Raw genomic sequence first — 22,038 nt, forward strand, 5'->3', positions numbered from 1 at the left:
CGCGGGCGGTCCCCCTCCCCCAGCGAGCTGGGGGAGGATTTTAGCTCAACGTCAAACCGTCGGCAGCACGTGGTCCCGGAACTGATCGCGCAGCGCCGTTTTCAGCAGTTTGCCGGTCGCGCTGTGCGGGAGCGAGTCGACGAACACGATGTCATCGGGCAGCCACCATTTGGCGACATGCTGCGAGAGATGCGCGAGGATCGCGTCCTTGCTCGGGCTGGTGCCGGGCTTGGGCACCACCAGCAGCAGCGGGCGCTCGTCCCATTTGGGATGCGGCAGGCCGATCGCGGCGGCTTCCGCGACATCGGGCATGCCCACCGCCGCGTTCTCCAGATCGACCGAGCTGATCCATTCACCGCCCGACTTGATCACGTCCTTGGCGCGGTCGGTGATCTGCATCACGCCATCGGGATGGATCACCGAAACGTCGCCGGTATCGAACCAGCCATCCTCGGTCAGCGCATCCTGTTCCGCCTTGAAATAGCGCTTGATGATCCACGGCCCCCTAATCTGGAGGCGGCCGCTCGACTTGCCGTCGCGCGGCAGCACCTTGCCCTCGTCGTCGACCACGCGCAATTCGACGCCAAACGGAACCCGGCCCTGCTTGGTGACCAGATCGAGCTGCGCCTCGAAATCGAGATCGTCCCAGTCGGGCGACGGCGCGCCCATCGTGCCGATCGGCGAGGTTTCGGTCATGCCCCAGGCATGGTTCATCCGCGCACCCATCTTCATGATCCGCTCGCACATCGCGCGCGGCGCGGCCGACCCGCCGATGGTGACCACCTGGAGATGTTCCGGCTTCTTGCCGGTGGCATCGATGTGCTGGAACATCGCGAGCCACACCGTGGGCACGCCGGCCGAATGCGTCACCTTTTCCGCATTCATCAAGTCGCACAGCACGGCAGGATCGTTGACGGCGGAAAAGACGAACTTGATCCCCGCTGCCGCGCCGGCAAAGGGCAGGCCCCAGGCCGCGGCGTGGAACATCGGCACGACCGGCAAGGCCACCGATTGCGGCGACAGGCTGAACACCGCCGGCTGCATCTCGGCCATCGCATGGATCACGGTCGAGCGGTGCTCGTAGAGCACGCCCTTGGGATTGCCCGTGGTGCCCGAGGTATAGCAGAGCATGCACGGGTCGCGTTCGGACCCTTCGTGCCAGCGATAGCCTTCGTCGCCGGTGTCGAGCAGCGCCTCGAAGCCCTGCACGTCCGATCCGGCGGGCGGGTCGAAACAGACATAATGCTCGATCGTCGTCCAGCGGCTCTTCATCTTGTCGATGATCGGCTGGAACGCCGCGTCATAGCACAGCACCCGGTCCTCGGCATGGTTGGCGATATATTCGAGCTGTTCCTCGAACAGCCGCGGGTTGATGGTGTGGATCACCCCGCCCATGCCGATCGCGCCATACCAGGCGACGAGATGGCGGCTGTGGTTCATCGCGAGCGTCGCGACGCGGTCGCCGGGTTGCAGGCCCAGTTTCACCAGCGCGCTCGCCAGCCGCCGCGCGTCGCGCGCGATGCCCGCCCAGTTCGTTCGCGTTTCGCTGCCATCGGCCCAGCGGGACACGATCTCGCGCCTGCCGCTCTCACGCTCGGCATGGTCGAGCAGCCGCATCACGCGCAATTCATAATCCTGCATGCCGCCAATGATCATTCTTCTCTCCCGATGGTCTGGCCTTCGCAGGAGGCCGGTTCGATGGGGAGAGAGAAAGCCCGAAGCGGCGGCCAAGTCAACCGACGAGGCGCAATTCCGGTCGGCCCGCCGCGAGCTGCTCGATATCGCGGACGTTGAGCCCCTCGACCAGGCGCAGCGCCGCCTGCGTTTCGGCATCGAGCCGGAAGCGGTTGCCAAGGCACACCGGCATCACCCGGCCCTCGCCCATGATCAGCCGCGCGTGCAGTTCGTCCTGCCCGCCACCGGCAGGGCCGACCAGCTCGGCGAGCCGCGCCAGCGCATCGGGATGGTGCACGTCGACATGCGCGCGGTGCCGCAGCACGACCTTGATCTGATCGAGCGGGCGCGCGCGGCGGATGGTCGCGCGCGGGGCCTGTTCCTCGCTCGACCGGTCGAACTCGAGCTCGACCAGCAGGCACGCCGATTGCGCCGCCCATTCGGGCATCGAGGCGACGATCTCGTCATCGAACGAGCTGGCCGAGAACTGGCCGCTCTCGTCGGACAGGTCGACCATCACGAAGGTGCTGCCGCGCTTGGACTGCCGCCGGTTGCAGCCTTCGACCAGCGCCGCGACCTTGGCGGTCTTGCGCTCTCCGACGCGCACCTCGAGCGTGTCGACCAGCAGCTGATAGGGCCGCGCGCCCTGCGCCTTGGCGGTCGCGGCAAATTCGGTCACCGGATGCGCGGAGAAGAAGAAGCCGAACGCCTCGCGCTCATAGGTCATCTTCTCGCCCATCGCCCAGGGCTTGGCGGGCGCAAGCCGCAGCGACTGGCCGGGCTGCTGGACATCGCCGAACAGCCCGCCCTGCCCGCTGGTCCGCTGGCGCTGGGCTTCGGCGGCGACCGCCATCACCGTGTCGGCCGAGGCGTGGACAACCGACCGCTCGAGCCCAAGGCCATCGAAGGCGCCTGCTGCGGCCAGGCTTTCGATCTGGCGCTTGTTCACGGCCCCGGCGTCGATCCGGTCGGCGAGATCGCCCAGGGACTTGAACGGCCCGCCGGCCTGGCGCGTCGCGACCACGCCCTCCATCGCCTTTTCGCCGACATTCTTGAGCCCCGCGAGCGCATAGCGCACCGCCAGCCCTTCCTCGGTCTGCTCGACCGAGAATTCGGCCTCGCTCGCATTGATGCACGGCGGCAGGCAGGCGATGCCGAGGCGGCGCATGTCATCAACGAAGATATTGAGCTTGTCGCTCTGGTGCATGTCGAAGCACATCGACGCGGCAAAGAATTCGTGCGGGTGATGCGCCTTGAGCCAGGCAGTCTGGTACGCGAGCAGCGCATAGGCGGCGGCGTGCGACTTGTTGAAGCCGTATCCTGCGAACTTGTCGATCAAGTCGAACAGCTCGTTGGCCTTCTTCGCGTCGATATCGTTCTTGGCAGCGCCCTCGACGAAGCGACCGCGCTGCTTGTCCATCTCGGCCTTGATCTTCTTGCCCATCGCGCGGCGCAGAAGGTCTGCATCGCCGAGCGAATAGCCCGCGAGCACCTGCGCCGCCTGCATCACCTGTTCCTGATAGACGATGATGCCGTAGGTCTCCTTCAGGATATCCTCGAGCAGCGGGTGGGGATAGGTGATCGGCTCTCGCCCGTTCTTGCGCGCGCCAAAGCTCGGGATATTGTCCATCGGACCCGGGCGATAGAGCGACACGAGCGCGATAATATCGCCGAACGCGGTCGGCTTCACCTGCGCCAGCGTGCGGCGCATGCCTTCGGATTCGAGCTGGAACACGCCGACCGTATCGCCGCGCTTGAGCAGCTCGTAGGTCTTGGGATCGTCCCAGGGCAGGCGCGACAGATCGACCTCGACGCCGCGCTTGGCCAGCATCTCGACCGCCTTGTGCAGCACCGATAGCGTCTTGAGGCCGAGAAAGTCGAACTTCACCAGCCCTGCGGTCTCGACATATTTCATGTCGAACTGGGTGACCGGCATGTCCGATCGCGGATCGCGATAGAGTGGCACCAGCTGCGCCAGCGGCCGGTCGCCAATGACGACGCCGGCGGCATGGGTCGAGCTGTGCCGCGGCAGGCCCTCGAGCTGCATGGCGAGGTCGAACAGCGTCTTGACCTCGGCATCGTCGCGATATTGCTGGCGCAGCTCGTCGACCCCGGCGAGCGCACGGTCGAGTTTCCACGGATCGGTCGGGTGGTTGGGGACGAGCTTGCACAGCCCGTCGATCCGGCCATAGCCCATCTGCAGCACGCGCCCCGTATCGCGCAGCACCGCGCGCGCCTTGAGCTTTCCGAAGGTGATGATCTGCGCGACATGGTCGCGGCCATATTTGGCCTGGACATAGCGGATCACCTCGCCGCGCCGCGTTTCGCAGAAGTCGATATCGAAGTCGGGCATCGACACGCGCTCGGGGTTGAGAAAGCGTTCGAACAGCAGGCCCAGTTTGATCGGGTCGAGATCGGTGATCGTGAGCGCCCAGGCGACCGCCGAGCCCGCACCCGATCCGCGCCCCGGACCCACCGGGATATTGTGATCCTTGGCCCATTTGATGAAGTCGGCCACGATCAGGAAATAACCGGGAAAGCCCATGCCGACGATCACGTCGACCTCGAACGCGAGCCGGTCGAAATAGGCCTTGCGTTCTTCCTCGGTCAGGTCGGGATACGCCTCGAGCCGCTTTTCGAGCCCGGCAAACGCATCGGCGCGCAGTTGCGCGGCCTCGCCCTCGAGATCGCCTGCGAGGCTGGGCAGGATCGGCTTGCGCTTGGGCGGCGCATAGGCGCAACGCTGCGCGACGACGATCGTGTTGACCAGGGCTTCGGGCAGATCGCTGAACAGCTCGCGCATCATCGGCGCGGACTTGATCCACGCCTCGGGCGAGCTCCGGTCGCGATTGGCGGCGCCGACATATTCCCCGCGCGCGATGCACAGCATCGCATCGTGCGCGGCGTGGAAGCCGGGATCGGCATAGCAGGCGGGGTTGGTCGCGACGAGCGGCAGGCCGCGTGCATAGGCCAGATCGAGCTGCGCGTTTTCCGCCAGCGTCTCGATCTCTTCGCCACGGCGGCACAGCTCGATGTAGAGGCGATCACCGAACAGCGCCTGAAGCTGGTCGCAATAGCGCTCGGCTTCATCCTGCTGCCCGGCGGCGAGCAGCTTGACCAGAGCCCCCTCGCCCGCGGCGGTCAGCGCGATCACGCCCTCGGTGCGGCCCTCGAGCCGGTCGAACGGCACATGCGCGGGCAGTTCGAGCGGACGGTCGAGATGCGCGTGCGAGACGAGATCGCACAGATTGTCATAGCCCTTCGCGTTCTGCGCATAGAGCGCCAGCCAGTCGAGCGTGGGCGATGCGGGATTGCTGCCCGGCCGCGCGACGCACAGCAGCGTCCCGACGATCGGCTGGATGCCGGCATCAAAACAGCCATCGGCGAAGGCCATGCCCGCATAGAGCCCGTTGCGATCGGCGAGGGCGATCGCGGGAAAGCCCCGGTCGCTCGCGGTCTTGGCGATCGCCTTGGGCTCGATCGCGCCTTCGAGCATCGTATAGGCGCTGAACACGCGCAGCGGGACGAAGGGTTCATAGGGCATGGCGTATTGCTATCGCTTCTCGCGCGATTCAGGGAAGCCCGATCACTCCCCGGTGGATAAATCCCTGGCCGCGATCTTGCGCCGCACGTCGCGGACGGTCGACCAGATGCCGTAAAGGATCAGTACGGCAAGGAAGACCCACACCCAGGCGGGAATGTTGCGCCCGGCGATCGCCAGATAGACATAGGCCGAGACGAAACAGGCGCCTGCGCACAGCACTGGCAGCACCGTCGGCTTGCCCGCGCGCGCGTTGCGCACCAGCCAGGCGATGCTCGCCAGGAACAGCGGGATCGCGCCGATATAGATGCTCGCGAAAATCACAGGATTGACGCCATATTGCGCGCCCAGTCCGTTGGCCCAGGTGCTGATGGCGTCGATCATCGGTGCGGTGTCCTTGCTGTCAGGTCATTGTTCCACGTCACCCCCGCGCAGGCGGGGGTCCCGCTTGTGCGCCGAATTGGCGAGAAAGCGGGATTCCCGCCTTCGCGGGGATGACAAGGCTATAGCAGAATTTTCGACTGCCGCACGCGCAGCGTTACAGCAGCTTCTCGATATCCGCCTTGAGCTGCTCGGGCTTCACCATCGATCCGTAGCGCGCGACGACATTGCCCTTGCGGTCAATCAGGAACTTGGTGAAATTCCACTTGATCGCGCGGCTGCCCATCAGGCCGGCCTGCTGGCTCTTGAGATATTTCCACAGCGGATCGGCTTCCTCGCCATTGACCGCGATCTTGGCGGAGAGCGGGAAGGTCACGTCATAGGTCAGCGAGCAGAAATTGCGGATTTCTTCCGCATCGCCCGGTTCCTGCGCGCCGAACTGGTTGCACGGATAGCCCAGCACCTCGAACCCGCGATCCTTGTATTCGCGATGCAGCGCCTCAAGCCCCTCATATTGCGGCGTAAACCCGCATTTGGAGGCAGTATTGACGATCAGCAGCACCTGACCCTGATAATCGGAAAGCGGCTTGGTGCTGCCGTCGGGCAGCGGCATCGTGTAATCGAAAACGGTCATGCGATCCTTCCATCGTGCAGGCGGACAACCCGGTCCATGCGCGTGGCCAGTCTTTCGTTATGGGTGGCCACCAATGCCGCGCTGCCCTCTTCCCTTACAAGATGCAGGAACTCGTCGAACACTCTGTCCGCGGTCGCCTCGTCCAGATTTCCGGTCGGTTCGTCGGCAAGAACGACCTTCGGTCGGTTCGCCAGCGCGCGCGCGACCGCGACGCGCTGCTGCTCGCCGCCCGACAGCTGGCTGGGCCGATGGTCGAGCCGCTGGCCGAGCCCGAGACGGGAAAGCAGTTCCGCTGCCCGGTCCGATGCCTCGTCGCGGGTGCGGCCCATGATCAGCTGCGGCAGCACGACATTCTCGCGCGCGGTAAAATCGGGCAGCAGATGGTGAAACTGATAGACAAAGCCCAAAGCCGTCTTGCGCAGCCGGGTGCGCCCGTTGCTGTTCAGTTGCGCCGCCTCTTCGCCCGCGATGCGGATCGATCCCGTAAAGCCGCCCTCGAGCAGGCCCACGGCTTGCAGCATTGTCGACTTGCCCGATCCCGAAGGTCCGAGCAGCCCGACGATCTCGCCCGGCTCGACCGCGAGGTTGACGCCCTTGAGCACGTCGATGGTGACGCCGCCCTGCACGAAGCTGCGGCGGACATCGGTGAGCAGGATGACGGCATCACTCATAGCGCAGCACCTGCACGGGATCGGTCGAAGACGCCTTGAGCGCCGGGTAGAGCGTCGCGAGGAAGCTGAACAGCAGCGCCATGGCGGCAATGCCTGCCACCTCGAAAGGGTCGGTGCGGCTGGGCAGTTCGGTGAGGAATCGGATCGACGGGTCCCAGAGCTGCTGACCGGTCACGAACTGGACGAACAGCACGATGCTCTGCCGGAAATAGAGGAAGACGAAACCCAGCCCCAGCCCCGCGACCGTGCCGAGCGATCCGATGATCAGCCCCACGGTGATGAATATCTTGAGCAGCGAGTTGCGGCTCGCCCCCATCGTGCGCAGGATCGCGATGTCGCGGGTCTTAGCGCGCACCAGCATGATCAGCGAAGACAGGATGTTGAACACCGCGACGAGGATGATGATCGACAGGACGATGAACATCGCCACACGCTCGACCGCCAGCGCCTCGAACAGCGAGGCGTTGATCGTGCGCCAGTCATTGACCACCGCCTGACCGCGCAGCTTCGCCTCGAGCGGCGCGAGGATCTCGCGGACCTTGTCGGCATCGCGCGTGGTGACCTCGATCATGCCGACCTGATCGCCGAGCAGCAGCAGCAGTTGCGCATCCCTGATCGGCATGATCACGAACGCCTTGTCATAATCATAGACGCCGATCTCGACGATCGCGGAGACCTCGTACAGGATCTCGCGCGGTACCGTACCGAACGGGGTCGAGCGCCCCGCCGGATTGATGATCGTGATCTTGTCGCCGATATTGACGCCCAGATTCTGCGCCAGCCGCGAGCCGAGCGCGACCTTGGAGGCGCCCGCCTTGAGCTCGGCGACCGAACCCAGCACCGTCTTGTCCTTGAGCGCGGCGATATCGGGCGCATCGGTGCCGCGCACCAGCACCGCCTCCACGCGGCCGTCGAAATTGATCAGCAGCGGCTGTTCGATCAGCGGCGATGCCGCGACGACACCGTCCATCCGCCGCGTTTCCTTCAGGATATCCTGCCAGTTGTTCAGACGCCCGCCATAGCCCTGGACCACGGCATGGCCGTTGAGCCCGACGATCTTGTCGAGTAGCTCGGCGCGAAAACCGTTCATCACGCTCATCACGATGATCAGCGCGGCAACGCCCAGCGCCACCGCGACCAGACTGATCCCCGCAACCAGGAAGATGAACGCCTCGCCCCGCCCGGGCAGAAGATAGCGCTTGGCAATCGTCCATTCGAATGTGGACAGCATGGGGGAGAACCGACCTTTCGGGACACGCGCCGGCCGAGGGGATCAGCGGCGCTGCTGGGCTTTTTCCATTAACCAGCGCATGCGGGGCTGACAATGGCTGATCCCTGAACGAACCCCTGTTGCACATAAAACACAGAAAGGATCAAAAATGAGGGCAAGCCGCGAATTCCGCTAGCTTCGACCGGCGCGTTACGGAATCATGACAACGCGGATCAAGCGGCTACGGCCATGGGTTCGGGGATAGTTTCCGTCGTTTTGGGGAAAGCGGCGGTTACCTAGGGTTCAGGATTTGCGAGCGAGCCTTTCGGGCATCAGCGCGCGATATGAACCTGATAAAGAGCGTCCGGGTCTTGGGGGCCGGACGCTCTTTTTTCGTCCGGCAGACGCACCAGGCCATCTCGCGCCGCCGCTTTCGCCCTTCCAAAAAAATCATCTTGAAACGCGTTTACCAGCGCCTAGATTCGTCACGTGATCCACGCCGTCAGGGTGGTTCACGATATCGGAAGCGCCGCAGATGCGGGCTTCAACCGTTTGAAATCGCTTGAATAAGGATTTTGAAGATGAACCGTTTTGATTTTACCCCCTATCGCCGCACCACCGTTGGCTTTGACCGGCTGTTCGACTTGCTGGAAAACCAGGCCCGGGCTGCGCAGGGCGATAACTACCCCCCGTTCAACATCGAGCGCAGCAGCGATGACGCCTATCGCGTGACCATCGCGGTTGCCGGTTTCAAGCCGAACGAGCTCGACATCACCGCTCAGCAGAACCTGCTGGTCGTGTCGGGCCGCAAGGCTGCCGAGAGCGAATCGCGCGGCAACTTCCTGCACATGGGCATCGCCAACCGCAATTTCGAGCGCCGCTTCGAGCTGGCCGATTTCGTGCGGGTGAGCGACGCCAATCTGGAAGACGGCCTGCTGACCATCGATCTGGTGCGCGAAGTGCCCGAGGCGATGAAGCCCAAGAAGATCGCGATCAACGGCACCCCCAAGCTGCAGGTCGTCGAGGCTTCGACCAAGGACGAGGGCGACAGCCAGGCGGCATGACGCCGGACGCCCAAGGGTAATATGCAACGGGGTGGGTCGGAAACGGCCCACCCTTTTTTGTGCCCAGCGCGCCGCCGACATCGGGAATGGCCAGGATTTCGGCTGCATTGCCCGGATTGACCGAGCCGCCATAGAGAATGCGCACGCCCTGCCCGGTCTCGCCCAGCTTCTCCACCAGCGTTGCGCGCAATGCGGCGTGCATCGCGGCGATATCGTCCGACACCGGCACGCGTCCGGTCCCGATCGCCCAGACCGGCTCATAGGCGACCGAAAGCCAGTCGCCGCTGGCCGATCCGGGCAGCGACGCGGCCAGCTGCGCGGTGACGATGGCAATCGCGTTGCCGGAATCGCGCTCCTCGAGCGTCTCGCCGACGCACAGGATCGCGCCCATGCCTGCGGCGTGCAGCGCCTCGGCCTTGGCGGCGACATCGGCATCGCTTTCACCCTGGTCGGCGCGGCGCTCCGAATGGCCGACGATCGAATAGGTCGCGCCCGCCTCGCGGATCATCGCGGCCGAGAGGTTGCCGGTATGCGCGCCCGACGCCCTGGCGTGGCAATCCTGCGCACCGATATGCACCTTGCCCGCGGCGGCGGCAAAGGCCGCGATCAGCGTCGCGGGCGGGCAGATACCGACATCGACATGGGGATTGGCCGCGGCGGCCTGCGCGATCGCCTCGAGCACCGCGACATCGGCCGCGCTGCCGTTCATCTTCCAGTTGCCGACGATATAGGATGCTGTGCTGGCCACGATGCTGTCTTCCCCTTTTGCATTGTCTGCCCCTTGTCGGCAGTCTTATGGGGGGCGCGGCTAGCAAATCGCAGCCCGCTTGACCAGCCATGGGCGCTTCGGGTGGAGCCGGGGGCAGTTTACAGGCGCCGGAGCGGCGGCAAGGGTTGAAGCGCGCGGCAAAGCCCCCTAAAGCCAGCCCGCATTTTCACGAGGCCGGGTCCCTGCCCCCTCGGCTCTTTGGCGGACTGACCGATGATCACCTTTTTCCGTTCGTTCTTCAATTCCAGGATCGGGGTTGTCATCAGCCTGATCTTCCTCGCACTGATCGCGGTTGCCTTTGCGGCGTCCGATGTCACCGGCGGCGCGAGCTTTGGCGGAGTGAGCAGCGAGAGCGTGGCGCAGATCGACGGCGAGGAGATCGGCACCGGCGAGTTCTCGAACACCGTCACCAATGCCTTCAACCAGTTCCGCCAGCAGAACCCGCAGCTCGACATGGCCGCGTTCGATGCCCAGGGCGGCATCGACGGCATTCTGGAACAGATGATCGGCAGCTATGCGACCGCGAATTTTGCCGACAGCATCGGCCTGGGCGCGAGCAAGCGCCTGGTCGATAGCGAGATCGCCGGCATCCAGGCATTCAAGGGCGCCGATGGCCGGTTCGACGAGACGCTGTTTCGCAACGCGCTCGCGCAGCAGGGGCTGACCGAAGCGCGCGTGCGCGAGGACATCCGTCGCGGCCTGCTCTCCGACCAGCTGCTGCTGCCCGCCACATTCGGCGCCAAGCTCTCGCAGCAGATGGCGCTGCCTTATGCCGGACTGATCCTCGAAGGCCGCGAGGGGCAGATCGCCTTCGTGCCGTCCGCCGCCTTTGCCCCCAGGACCGCGCCGACCGACGCCCAGCTGCAGAAGTTCTTCGCCAGCAACGCCGCGCGCTACCGCATTCCCGAACGCCGCGTGCTACGCTTCGCCACCTTCACCACCGACCGTTTCCGTGATCGGGTCAAGGTCAGCGACGCAGAGATCGCCGCGCTGTACAAGAAGCGCGCGTCCGAATTTGCCGCGACCGAGAAGCGCGATGTCGAACAGCTGATCGTGCCGACCGAGGCCGCTGCCAAGGCGATCGCCGCGAAGATCAACGGTGGCGCGAGCATGGCCGCTGCGGCGAAGGATGCGGGGCTCGAACCGATCGACCTCGGCCTCCAGTCGAAGCAGGACCTGACCAGGAGCACCTCGGCTGCCGTCGCCAACGCGGTGTTCGCCACCGGCGCGGGCAAGGTCGCAACGCCTGCACGCTCGCCGCTCGGCTGGCATGTCGTGCGGGTCGACAGCGTGAGCGCGATCGCCGGGCGTTCGATCGAGCAGGTGCGCAACCTGCTCGAGAACGAGATCGCGCAGGAAAAGCTGCGCCAGACGGTGTCCGATTTCACTGCCGACGTCGAAGACCGCATCGCCGATGGTGCCTCGCTGGCCGATATCGCCAAGGACGAGAAGCTGGAGCTGCAGGTCAGCCCCGAACTGCTCGCCAATGGCCAGGCGCCGGGCCAGCCCGGCTTCGCGCCCACGGGTGCCTATCAGGCGATCCTCCCCGTTGCTTTCGGGCTTGAGGAAGACGCCGAGCCGCAGCTGGTCGAGGTGCAGCAGGGCAAGGAATTCGCGGTGTTCGAGGTGCAGGAGATCAAGCGCGCTGCGCCGCCGCCGCTCGCCAGCATCCGCCAGCGCGTCGCCGCCGACTGGGCGCTCGCCCAGGGTCTCGCCTCGGCGCGCAAGCTGGCCGACAGCATCGCCAGGTCGTCGCGCACGCCCGCCGCGCTGCAAAAGGCGGTTGCCGGCGCAAGCGTCCCGCTGCCGGGCATCGAGCAGATCGCCACCAACCGCCAGACGATCATGCAGCAACAGGGCCGCGTGCCGCCGCCGGTGGCGCTGCTGTTCAGCATGGCCGAAGGCACCACCAAGGTGCTCGAAGGCCCCAACCGCACCGGCTGGTTCGTGGTGCATCTCTCCAAGATCAATCGCGGCGATGCAAGCAAGGTGCCCGAACTGATGGCGGCGACCCAGCAGCAGCTTGGCCAGGTGATGGCCGACGAATACGGCCAGCAGCTGCTCGCCGCGCTGAAGGCCCAGGCCAATGTGAAGCGCAATCCGGAAGCCATCAAGCGGGTGAAGGACCAGCTGACCGGTCGCAATCGGGAAAATTGATGGCGGGCCTTTCCAGCCAGAACAGGGAACAGGCCGCCGAAGCGCTGGCCGCGGGCCGATCGACGCTGATCTGGCGGCGGCGCATCGCCGACACCGAGACCCCGGTTTCAGCAGCGCTCAAGCTGATCGAGCCCGAGCGCGGCGACTTCCTGCTCGAATCGGTCGAGGGCGGCGAGACGCGCGCGCGGCACAGCTTTGTCGGCCTCGCGCCCGATCTGGTGTTCCGCGCCTCCGGCCATTCTGCCGAGATCAATGCGCGCTGGGCAACCGATCGCGCGGCGTTTGCGCCCTGCGAACGGGGCTCGCTCGATGCCCTGCGCGCGCTGGCCGAGACCTGCCGGATGGACGTTCCGCCCGAACTGCCGCGCGCGCTCGCGTTCCTGGTCGGCTATTTCGGCTATGAGACGATCGGCCTGGTCGAGAAGCTTCCGCGCGCACCGCAATCGGACCTGGCGCTCCCCGACATGCTCTTCGTGCGCCCCACGGTGCTGCTGATCTTCGACCGGCTCAAGGACGAGCTGTTCCTGATCGCACCGATCTGGGCGGGCAGCGGCGATCCCGATCAGGCGATGCTCGCCGCCGAGGAGCGGCTCGACGCGGCCGAACGCGCGCTGCACGCCCCCCTGCCCGCCTCGGTGCGCGACGCCTCGCTCGATCCGGAAAGCCTGACGCCGCAGCCGGTGCTCGCGTGGGGCCGCTATGGCGAGATGGTGCTCAAGGCCAAGGACTATATCGAGGCGGGCGACATCTTCCAGGTGGTGCTCGCGCAGCGCTTCACCGCGCCGTTCGCGCTGCCGCCGATCGAGCTCTACCGCGCGCTGCGCCGGGTGAACCCCTCGCCCTTCCTGTATTTCCTCGACCTGCCCGGCCTCGCGCTGATCGGATCGAGCCCCGAGATCCTGGTGCGCGTGCGCGATGGCGAGGTGACCATCCGCCCGATCGCGGGCACGCGGCCGCGTGGGAAGACGCCGGCGGAAGACCTGGAAAACCGGACAAGCCTGCTCGCCGATCCCAAGGAACTGGCCGAGCATCAGATGCTGCTCGATCTGGGCCGCAACGATGTCGGCCGCGTCGCGGCGGCGGGCACGGTGCGCGTCACTGACAGCTTCACGGTCGAACAGTACAGCCATGTGATGCACATCGTCAGCAATGTGGTGGGTGCGCTGGAGCCGAGCCGCGATGCCATCGACGCGCTTTTCGCGGGCTTCCCCGCCGGCACCGTCAGCGGCGCGCCCAAGGTCCGCGCGTGCGAGATCATCGCGTCGCTGGAGCCCGAGACGCGCGGTGCCTATGCCGGCGGCGTCGGCTATTTCGCGCCCGACGGATCGGTCGACAGCTGCATCGTGCTGCGCACCGCGATCGTCCGCGACGGCACGATGCACGTCCAGGCGGGCGCAGGCATCGTCGCCGACAGCGTGCCCGAATATGAACAGCGCGAATGCGAAGCCAAGGCCGGCGCGCTGTTCGCCGCCGCGCGCGAAGCCGTCCGCCTCGCCAGCGAACCGGGATACGGGCAATGATCCTCGTCATCGATAACTACGACAGCTTCACCTACAATCTCGTCCATTACCTGATGGAGCTGGGCGCGGACGTGCGGGTGGAGCGCAACGATGCCTTGAGCGCGCGCGAGGCGCTGGCGACCAATGCGCAGGCCTTCCTGATCTCGCCCGGCCCGTGCACGCCCAACGAGGCGGGCATCTCGCTCGATCTGGTTGCGGCCTGCGCCGATGCGGGCAAGCCGCTGCTCGGCGTGTGCCTGGGCCACCAGTCGATTGGTCAGCATTTCGGCGGAGAGGTCGTGCGTGGCGGGCTGATGCACGGCAAGACCTCGCCGGTGGTGCATGACGATAGCGGGCTGTTCCAGGGGCTGCCCTCGCCCTTTCTCGCCACGCGCTACCATTCGCTGGTGGTGCCCGAGGCGAGCCTGCCGCCGGAGATGATCGTCAACGCGCGCGTCGAGGCCCAGCCGGGCGAGACCGCGCATGTCATGGGCTTCCGTCATGCGACGCTGCCGATCCATGGCGTGCAGTTCCATCCCGAAAGCATCGCCACGGAGCACGGCCACCGCATGCTCGCCAATTTCATGACGCTGGCGGGGCTCGAGGTGAAGCCGATGCGCGAGGACCTGCTCGCATGACCAGGCTGCCCGATACCGCGCATCCGCTGAGCCGCGATACCGCCGCCGAGGCCTTTGCGGCGATCCTCGACGGCACGGTGAGCGACGAGGCGATTGCCGAATTCCTGATTGCATTGTCCGAGCGCGGCGAGACCGCGATCGAGATCGCCGCCGCCGCGCAGGGCTTGCGCGACCGGCTGATCCCGATCGCCGCGCCCGCCCATGCCATCGACGTTTGCGGCACCGGCGGCGACGGGCATCACACGCTCAACGTCTCGACCGCAGTGTCGCTGGTCGTCGCCTCGTGCGACGTCCCCGTTGCCAAGCACGGCAACCGCGCTGCCTCGTCCAAGGCGGGCGCGGCCGATACGCTCGAGGTGCTGGGCATGGACATGGCCGCCGCGGGTGCCTCGGCCGAACAGTCGCTCGCCGAGATCGGCATCTGCTTCCTGTTCGCGGTCAACCACCATCCGGCGATGCGGCGCATCCAGCCGATCCGCCAGAAGATCGGCCGCCGCACGATCTTCAACCTGATGGGGCCGCTCGCCAATCCTGCCGGTGTGCGCCGTCAGCTAATCGGCATCGCGCGGCCCGGCTATGTGCATGTCTATGCCGAGGCGCTCGAGATGCTGGGCACCGAACATTCGCTGATCGTCTCGGGCGACGAGGGGCTCGACGAGCTGTCGCTGGCGGGCGGCAACGAGGTCGCCGATATCGGCCCCGATGGCGTCATCATGAAGCGCTGGCAGGCCAGCGATGCCGGCCTGCCGACGCACCCGATCGAGGCGATCCGCGGCGGCGATGCGGCGCATAATGCCGCTGCCTTGCGCCGCCTGCTCCAGGGCGAGACCGGGCCGTATCGCGATGCGGTGCTGTTCAACGCCGCCGCCGCCTTGCTGATCGCGGGCGAGGTCGAAAGCCTCGCCGAAGGGGCCGAGGAAGCCGCCGAGGCTATCGACAAGGGGCTCGCCAACGCGCTGCTCAACTGCTGGATCGATTTCACGAAAGCCGCCGCATGAACAAGCTGGAAGAGATTTGCGAGGTCAAGCGGCAGGAGGTCGCACGGCGCAAGACCCTGATGTCGCAGGCCGAGCTCGACCGTCGTGCCGCCGCTGCCACCGCCCCGCGCGGATTTGCGCGCGCGCTGCTGGAAAAATCGCGTGAGGGCTTCGGCCTGATCGCCGAGATCAAGCGCGCGAGCCCCTCCAAGGGCCTGATCCGCGCCGATTTCGACCCCGCCGCGCATGCCGCAGACTATCAGGCCGGCGGCGCGGCGTGCCTTTCGGTGCTGACCGACGAGCCCTATTTCCAGGGGCATGACGATTATCTCGTCGTCGCGCGCGCTGCATGCGCCCTGCCCTGCCTGCGCAAGGACTTCATGGTCGATGTCTGGCAGGTCGCCGAAAGCCGCGCGCTCGGTGCCGATGCGGTGCTGATCATCGTTGCCGCGCTCGACGACGCGACCATGGCCGAGATCGAGAGCGCCGCGATCGACCATGGCATGGACGTGCTGGTCGAGGTGCATGACGATGCCGAGATGGAGCGCGCGCTCAAGCTCCGCTCGCCGCTGATCGGCATCAACAACCGCGACCTGCGCAGCTTCGTCACCGATATCGCCACCACCGAGCGGCTGGTCGGCATGATCCCCGAAGGCCGCATCGCGGTGTCCGAAAGCGGCATCAACAGTCATGCCGACTGCACCCGGCTGAGCGGGCACGGGGTGCGCTGCTTCCTGGTCGGCGAATCGCTGATGCGCCAGCCCGACGTGACGATCGCGACGCGACAGCTGCTCACCGGAGCGGCGGCCTGATGGACAAGCTCACCCATCTCGACGCCACCGGCGCGGCACAGATGGTCGATGTCTCGGCCAAGCCCGATACGGTTCGCGAGGCGGTGGCCGAGGGCGTCATCGCCATGGCCCCGGCGGTGATCGCCGCGATCCGCGCGGGCGACATCAAGAAGGGCGACGTGCTGGGCACTGCGCGCATCGCGGGCATCATGGCCGCCAAGCAGACCAGCAACCTGATCCCGCTGTGCCACCCGCTGCCGATCGCCAGCGTTTCGGTCGATTTCGATTATGTCGAGACCGGCGTGCGCGTCGAGACCCGCGTGCGGACCAACGGCAAGACCGGCGTGGAGATGGAGGCGCTGACCGCCGCGAGCGTCGCGCTGCTGACGATCTACGACATGGCCAAGGCGCTCGACAAGGCGATGGTCATCGGACCCGTGCGGCTGCTCGCCAAGAGCGGCGGCAAGTCGGGCGACTGGACCGCCGGCTGATGGCGGGCGGGCTGATCGCGCTCGACGAGGCGCGCGACCGCCTGCTTGCGCTTGCTGCACCCCGTCCCCCCGTTACGCTATCGCTGGTCGACGCGACCGGCCTGACCCTGGCCGAGCCTCTGCTGTCGAAGCGCAACCAGCCCGCCGCCGATCTGTCCGCGATGGACGGCTATGCCGTGCGCAGCGCGGACCTGCCCGGCCCCTGGCGAGTCATCGGCGAGAGCGCGGCGGGGCGGCCCTTTTCAGGCACGATCGGCGCAGGCGAGGCCGCGCGCATTTCCACCGGCGCGATGATCCCCGACGGCGCCGACTGCGTGGTGGTGCAGGAGGATGTCGCGCGCGACGGCGACCGGCTGACGCTGACCGGCGATGGCCCTGCGGCGCCTGGCGCGCATATCCGCCGCGCAGGGCATGATTTCGCGACCGGAGCGCTGCTCGCCGCCGCCGGCGCGATCATTGATGCACGGCTGATCGCGCTCGCGGCGATGGCGGGGCATGGCGCGCTCAGCGTGTTTCCGCGCCCGCGCATCGCGATCCTGAGCACCGGCGACGAGCTGGTGCCGCCGGGCCAACCGCTCCCCTCGCCCGCGCATATCCCGGCGAGCAATGGCGTGATGCTCGCCGCGCTGCTCGCGGGCCTTCCCTGCGATCTGATCGTCCCGCCGCTGCTGCCCGATGACCGCGCGACGATCACGGCCGCGCTGCAAGAGCACAGCCAGGCCGATATCATCGTCACCACCGGCGGCGCATCGGTGGGCGATCACGATCTCATCCAGCCCGCGCTCACCGATGGCGGCGGCGCCGTCGATTTCTGGCGGATCGCAATGCGGCCGGGCAAGCCGGTGATGGTAGGCAAGCTGGGCGATGCGATCGTGCTCGGGCTGCCGGGCAATCCGGTGTCGGCCTATGTCACCGCGACGCTGCTGCTGCTGTCGCTGGTGCGCCAGATGCTGGGATATCAGGCACTTGTGCCGGTGATCTCGCAAGCAATCGCAGGCGATCCCTTCCCCGCCAACGGCCCACGCCAGGATTTTGTGCGTGCGCGCTGGCATGACGGACGGCTGGTGCGCCTCGGCAACCAGGACAGCGGCGCGCTGCTCGCGCTGCACCGGGCCGATGCGCTGGTGGTGCGCCCCGCGCATGCAGCCGCCGTCCAACCGGGCGAACCGATCGACTATATCGCGCTTGCGCAGCCGACTTGACACAAGGTCTTGACCTGACCGTCTTTGTTTCGTAATTGTTCCGTATTCGTTCGAACGTAGGTTCGGCGCAGAAAGGAACATCGGCGATGCTGACCCGCAAGCAACATGACCTGATCCGCTTCATCCAGGAACGGCTGGAGGCCGATGGCGTCTCGCCGTCGTTCGAGGAAATGAAGGAAGCGCTCGATCTCAAGTCCAAGTCGGGCGTGCACCGGCTGGTCAGTGCGCTCGAGGAACGCGGCTTCATCCGCCGCCTGCCCAACCGCGCGCGCGCGCTCGAAATCCTGAAATTGCCCGAGGCGAGCGTGAAGCCGCGCGAGAAGGAATTGGCCGCCGCTGCCGCCGCGCGCGCCGACGCCGCGAGGAGCAATATCGTCAGCATGGACGCGGTGCGCAAGGCGGTGTTGCCCGAACCGGCGAACAGCAATGTGCTCGAGATCCCGCTGCACGGCCGCATCGCCGCCGGTGCGCCGATCGAGGCTTTCGAGGGCACCGAGATCCTTCCCGTTCCCGCCGCTTTGCTCGGTGCAGGCGAGCATTATGCGCTCGAAGTGTCGGGAGATTCGATGGTCGAGGCGGGCATTCTCGACGGCGATTTCGCGCTGATCAAGCGCACCGAAACCGCGCGCGACGGCGAGATCGTGGTCGCGCTGGTGCGCGGCGAGGAGGCAACGCTCAAATATCTGCGCCGCGAGAACGGCCGCATCCGGCTCGATCCCGCCAATGCGTCCTATGCGCCGCAGTACTACGCGCCGCACGAGGTGCAGGTGCAGGGCAAGCTGGCAGGCCTTCTGCGCCGCTATCACTGATGCCGAACGCGGGTCCGGCGCGCGCCGGGCCCGTTTTGCTCACGCGCCGTCTCAGGTGCGCGTGAGCCCCATGTCCTCGAGCAGCCGCCCCATATGCTGCTTGAACGGAAAGAACCCCTTGCGCGCGTGCGGCCAGAAGGTCTCGTCCCAGTCGCGGCGGACCTGGACGAGTTCGATCCCTTCGCCCTGTAGTGCCCTGGCGATGTCCGCCAGCCGCGCCGCTACCGGGCCGACCGGCGCATAAGGCGTAATGACCCGGCTGACACCGGCGGCGCGTGCCGCCTGCGCGACCGCCCCGGCGTCCAGCCCATCGACCTGCTTCACCGGCCCGGCACTCATCTCGCCGAGCAGAGCGGCCATGTCGCGGGCCGCCTCGGCGACGAAGCCGCGTGACCTGTCGCCCCAGAGCAAAGCGGGATCGGCCGCGATGCAAATGCCCCGGATATCGGCTCCGCGCCAGAGCGCCGCATCGGGCGCCATGTCCTCGCTGGTCACCAGCAGCAGCGCCGGAGCGCCCTGGGCGGACCCCGCTTGCGGCAGCGGTGACGCGGCTGGCACCGGCGCTTCGGTCAGCGGCTCGGCCCTCTTCGCCAGTCCCTTGGGCGCAAACCGCCCGCCGGTATGGCGCGCGATATTGTCGTCGGTGGCGAGATAGGTCTTGCCCGCGGTCTGCAGGCCCGCGACCCAGCGCCAGGACAATGTGTTGCTCGCCGCATCGGCATCGACCAGATGGCGCAAAAAGAAATCCGCGCCCAGCGTCCAGGGCAGCCGCAGCGTGAAGATCCAGACCGAGGCGAACCACATGCGCGCGTGGTTGTGCAGATATCCTGTCTCGACCAGCTCGCGCGCCCAGTCGTCGAAACCCTCGATTCCGGTGCGCCCCCCCTCCGCCTGTTCGAGCGCGCGGACATTGCGCAGCCGCTCGCGCTGGTCGTCGCGCTCGGCGAGGAAGCGCGTCCAGATGCCGGGCCGCATCTCCAGCCAGCCCTTCCAATAGGTGCGCCAGAGCACTTCCTGCACATATTTCTCTGCCGCCGCGAGCGAATGCTGCTCGAGCACCGCCGCGCAGAGCTCCTGCTCGCTCAGCAGGCGATAGCGCAGCCAGGGCGAGAGCCGCGACACCGCGCTCGGCCGGTCGGGCCCGAGATCGCTGTTGCGCCCCTCGGCATAGGTGCGACCAGCGCGTGGCACGAAATCCTGCATCCGCTTGAGCCCGGCGGCGCGCGTCGGTTCGAACAGTCCGTTCATGCCCGGCGCTCCCGGAAAAGGCCTTGCAGACGTGGTCTGATCCTCAGGAAACGCAGATAGGCCCGTTCGAGCAGCGCCAGCACCGGCATCCAGCGCGCGATGAGGCCGAGCGGACGCAGCAATGGAATGGCGCGCCACATCGCCGCGAAGGCCGCCGCGCCCGAGAGCATCACGCCCTTCTCGCGCGCATGGAAACGTTCGAGCAGCGCCTTGCGGTCGAGCGGGCAAGAGCCGCCGGGCGTCGATACGTCGATAAAGGCGATCGCCCCGCGCCGGTCGAGCCGCCGCATGAGCGCGATCTCTCGGGTGCAGAGTGGGCACGCGCCATCGTACCAGACTTCCAGCTTGTTCCCGTGCACGCGCGCCACCCCATATGGTTCGTCTTTGGTCGAGATAGATACGCGCTGAGCTGTCGCAACGGATGCGCCCTCGCAAATGGGGCCATATCCGGCATCCACCGATCCCGATTAATGGGAAATTTTCCCAACAGTCAGCATCCGTTCATGTCGAGCGAGCCTCTCAAATAAGCTATTCCACTGTAATTCCTACCCTTTTTCGGTTTGGCACGGCCTGTGCAGTGTATCTGGCATCTCCGGACGAACGGTTCGGAACCACCAGATACAAACGAAAGGACACCATCATGACCCTCTTCTCGAACGCCCAGAGCCAGATCGCCGCCGTCGCCCTCGCGATCCTGACCTCCAGCCTGTTCATCGCCGCCAGCGTCGCCCCCGGCGTCGTTGCCTGATCGGCAGCCCGCACCTCACACCGAAATCGAAAGGACCTTCCCCATGAACATTCTCGCAACCGCTCTTGCCACCATCTGCTCGGTCATCCTCGTCGCCACCAGCGTCGGCCCCGGCATCATCGTCTGATCGACACCGCTCCAGCCAGCGTCCACACAGGAACCACCATCATGAACGTCATCGCCACCGCTCTCGCCGCCATCTCGTCGGTCGTCTTCATCGCCGCCAGCATCGGCCCTGGCGTCGTCGTCTGACCGACCTGAGGCCCGACTACACCGCAGCGCCGACCAGCCTGCCAATCCCCGCCGTCAGCGCCATGGCCAGCGCACCCCAGAAGACGACGCGGATCACGGGACGTGCCACCGGAGCACCCCCGGCCCGGGCGCTGATCGCGCCCAGGAGCGCGAGGAACAGGATCGATCCTGCCGCCCCGCCGACCACCATCGACCCCATCGGCAGCAGACCCGCGAGCAACAGCGGCAGCAGCGCGCCGACCGTGAAGGTCAGCGCCGAGGCCAGAGCCGCCTGAAGCGGCCGCGCCGCGGTCAGATCATTAATGTGCAGTTCGTCGCGCGCATGGCTGCCCAGCGCGTCGTGCGCCATCATCTGCTCCGCCACGAGATCCGCCGTCGCCGGATCGACCCCGCGCCCGACATAGATCGCCGCCAGCTCGGCGCGCTCGAACTCCGGATCGTCGACCAGTTCCGCCCGCTCGCGCGCCAGGTCCGCCGCCTCGGTATCCGACTGGCTGCTGACCGAGACATATTCGCCCGCCGCCATCGACATTGCGCCCGCGACCAGCCCCGCCGCGCCCGCGACCAGCAGCGCCTGCCGGTCCGCGCCCGAGGCCGCGACGCCGAGGATCAGGCTGGCGGTCGAGACGATCCCGTCATTCGCACCCAGCACGGCGGCGCGCAGCCAGCCGATCCGTGCGATCTGGTGGCTTTCGGCATGCATCGGTACTCTTGGCATGGTCTTTCCCCTGAGCGTGCCGCGGCGGCACCATTGCTTAAACCCAGCCTTTGATGGAATCAAAAGCTGGGTCTAACTTTCTGTTTTACCGTGATTTCCGAGCCGTGAAATGTTCCATTTCACTCGAAATCACTCTAGAGTTCGTCGCTGATCCAGATGCTGTGGCTGTCGATGAGGATGCGCGTGATCGCGCGCAGCGCCTCGGTGCGCGCCTGCACCTCCGCGCGGAACATGTCCTGCGTCTGGCGCTCGGCGAGCAGCAGGTCGGCCAGATCGATCGCGCCCAGATCATAGCCCTTGCGCAGCTTGAGCACAGCGGCAACTTGCGCCTTGGCGCCATCGCGGCTGCGCTGCCAGGCGGACCAGGCGGCATCGGCCTGGACGACATCGGTATCGGCCATTTCCTGCACGTCGAACGCCACCGCCATCGCTTCGGCAGCGGCGGCCGCCGCCTCGCTGCCCGCGCGGTCGCCCTCGACGGTGGCGATTGCCGTGATCGCCAGCCTGCTTGCGATCACCGTGGTGCTGGCGGCGAGGCTGCCGGGCAATATCTTCGCGGCCAGG

The 22,038-nt window shown here is 66.6% G+C and carries 20 protein-coding genes; 9 read left to right on the forward strand and 11 right to left on the reverse strand.

The genetic code is table 11. The features are described from left to right. Positions 1–51 precede the first annotated feature (51 nt). The 6 genes from DM995_RS05065 to DM995_RS05090 form a co-directional block, all read right to left on the reverse strand. Positions 52–1,656: a long-chain fatty acid--CoA ligase gene (locus tag DM995_RS05065; protein ID WP_116968697.1), complete on the reverse strand. Its 1,605-nt coding sequence runs from the start codon at positions 1,654–1,656 to the stop codon at positions 52–54. Between the two features lie 76 nt (positions 1,657–1,732). Continuing rightward, positions 1,733–5,218: a DNA polymerase III subunit alpha gene (gene dnaE / locus DM995_RS05070; RefSeq protein WP_116968698.1), complete on the reverse strand. Its 3,486-nt coding sequence runs from the start codon at positions 5,216–5,218 to the stop codon at positions 1,733–1,735. A gap of 42 nt (positions 5,219–5,260) precedes the next feature. Continuing rightward, the gene (locus DM995_RS05075; protein WP_023837001.1) at positions 5,261–5,599 is read right to left on the reverse strand and encodes a hypothetical protein; all 339 of its coding nucleotides are present in this window, start codon (positions 5,597–5,599) and stop codon (positions 5,261–5,263) included. 154 nt (positions 5,600–5,753) lie between these two features. Continuing rightward, positions 5,754–6,230 (reverse strand): glutathione peroxidase, encoded by a 477-nt coding sequence (locus tag DM995_RS05080; protein ID WP_023837002.1) that lies wholly within the window; start codon positions 6,228–6,230, stop codon positions 5,754–5,756. Then, entirely contained in the window at positions 6,227–6,901 is a 675-nt protein-coding gene (locus tag DM995_RS05085) for an ABC transporter ATP-binding protein (protein WP_116968699.1), read from the reverse strand. The genes DM995_RS05080 and DM995_RS05085 overlap by 4 nt, the downstream gene beginning before the upstream one ends. Further along, positions 6,894–8,132: a lipoprotein-releasing ABC transporter permease subunit gene (locus DM995_RS05090; protein ID WP_023837004.1), complete on the reverse strand. Its 1,239-nt coding sequence runs from the start codon at positions 8,130–8,132 to the stop codon at positions 6,894–6,896. Before DM995_RS05090 ends, DM995_RS05085 begins: the two co-directional genes overlap by 8 nt. Positions 8,133–8,692: 560 nt before the next feature. Here DM995_RS05090 and DM995_RS05095 point away from each other — a divergent pair. Further along, entirely contained in the window at positions 8,693–9,175 is a 483-nt protein-coding gene (locus DM995_RS05095) for an Hsp20 family protein (protein ID WP_023837005.1), read from the forward strand. Here DM995_RS05095 and tpiA read toward each other — a convergent pair. Next, the gene (gene tpiA, locus DM995_RS05100) at positions 9,105–9,923 is read right to left on the reverse strand and encodes a triose-phosphate isomerase (protein WP_116968700.1); all 819 of its coding nucleotides are present in this window, start codon (positions 9,921–9,923) and stop codon (positions 9,105–9,107) included. The genes DM995_RS05095 and tpiA overlap by 71 nt on opposite strands. Before the next feature lie 234 nt (positions 9,924–10,157). On the opposite strand from tpiA, the gene DM995_RS05105 reads away from it, so the two are divergent. The 8 genes from DM995_RS05105 (at position 10,158) to lexA (ending at position 18,508) form a co-directional block, all read left to right on the forward strand. After that, positions 10,158–12,101, forward strand: a complete 1,944-nt coding sequence (locus DM995_RS05105; protein WP_116968701.1) for a peptidylprolyl isomerase — start codon at positions 10,158–10,160, stop codon at positions 12,099–12,101. Next, positions 12,101–13,621 (forward strand): anthranilate synthase component I family protein, encoded by a 1,521-nt coding sequence (locus tag DM995_RS05110; protein ID WP_116968702.1) that lies wholly within the window; start codon positions 12,101–12,103, stop codon positions 13,619–13,621. Before DM995_RS05105 ends, DM995_RS05110 begins: the two co-directional genes overlap by 1 nt. After that, complete coding sequence (locus DM995_RS05115; RefSeq protein ID WP_116968703.1) at positions 13,618–14,238, forward strand: anthranilate synthase component II; 621 nt, start codon at positions 13,618–13,620, stop codon at positions 14,236–14,238. The genes DM995_RS05110 and DM995_RS05115 overlap by 4 nt, the downstream gene beginning before the upstream one ends. Further along, positions 14,235–15,236 carry an anthranilate phosphoribosyltransferase gene (trpD, locus tag DM995_RS05120; RefSeq protein WP_116968704.1) on the forward strand — a complete coding sequence of 334 codons (1,002 nt, stop codon included), beginning with the start codon at positions 14,235–14,237 and terminating at the stop codon, positions 15,234–15,236. The genes DM995_RS05115 and trpD overlap by 4 nt, the downstream gene beginning before the upstream one ends. Next, positions 15,233–16,027: an indole-3-glycerol phosphate synthase TrpC gene (gene trpC, locus DM995_RS05125; protein ID WP_116968705.1), complete on the forward strand. Its 795-nt coding sequence runs from the start codon at positions 15,233–15,235 to the stop codon at positions 16,025–16,027. Before trpD ends, trpC begins: the two co-directional genes overlap by 4 nt. Then, entirely contained in the window at positions 16,027–16,497 is a 471-nt protein-coding gene (gene moaC / locus DM995_RS05130; protein ID WP_116968706.1) for a cyclic pyranopterin monophosphate synthase MoaC, read from the forward strand. The genes trpC and moaC overlap by 1 nt, the downstream gene beginning before the upstream one ends. Further along, positions 16,497–17,699: a molybdopterin molybdotransferase MoeA gene (locus DM995_RS05135; protein ID WP_116968707.1), complete on the forward strand. Its 1,203-nt coding sequence runs from the start codon at positions 16,497–16,499 to the stop codon at positions 17,697–17,699. Before moaC ends, DM995_RS05135 begins: the two co-directional genes overlap by 1 nt. Before the next feature lie 86 nt (positions 17,700–17,785). After that, positions 17,786–18,508, forward strand: a complete 723-nt coding sequence (lexA, locus tag DM995_RS05140; protein WP_023836622.1) for a transcriptional repressor LexA — start codon at positions 17,786–17,788, stop codon at positions 18,506–18,508. 51 nt (positions 18,509–18,559) lie between these two features. Here the strand turns inward: lexA and DM995_RS05145 are convergent, their stop codons facing one another. The 4 genes from DM995_RS05145 to DM995_RS05160 form a co-directional block, all read right to left on the reverse strand. After that, positions 18,560–19,756 carry an FAD-binding domain-containing protein gene (locus DM995_RS05145; RefSeq protein WP_116968708.1) on the reverse strand — a complete coding sequence of 399 codons (1,197 nt, stop codon included), beginning with the start codon at positions 19,754–19,756 and terminating at the stop codon, positions 18,560–18,562. Next, the gene (locus tag DM995_RS05150) at positions 19,753–20,115 is read right to left on the reverse strand and encodes a thiol-disulfide oxidoreductase DCC family protein (protein WP_116970340.1); all 363 of its coding nucleotides are present in this window, start codon (positions 20,113–20,115) and stop codon (positions 19,753–19,755) included. The genes DM995_RS05145 and DM995_RS05150 overlap by 4 nt, the downstream gene beginning before the upstream one ends. 657 nt (positions 20,116–20,772) lie before the next feature. Continuing rightward, a complete protein-coding gene (locus DM995_RS05155) occupies positions 20,773–21,474 on the reverse strand; it encodes a VIT1/CCC1 transporter family protein (protein ID WP_116968709.1) in 702 nt (233 codons plus the stop codon). Between the two features lie 134 nt (positions 21,475–21,608). Further along, complete coding sequence (locus DM995_RS05160) at positions 21,609–22,022, reverse strand: hypothetical protein (RefSeq protein WP_198669259.1); 414 nt, start codon at positions 22,020–22,022, stop codon at positions 21,609–21,611. Positions 22,023–22,038 lie beyond the last annotated feature (16 nt).

Source organism: Blastomonas sp. UPD001 (assembly GCF_003426715.1).
Taxonomy (GTDB): Bacteria; Pseudomonadota; Alphaproteobacteria; order Sphingomonadales; family Sphingomonadaceae; genus Blastomonas.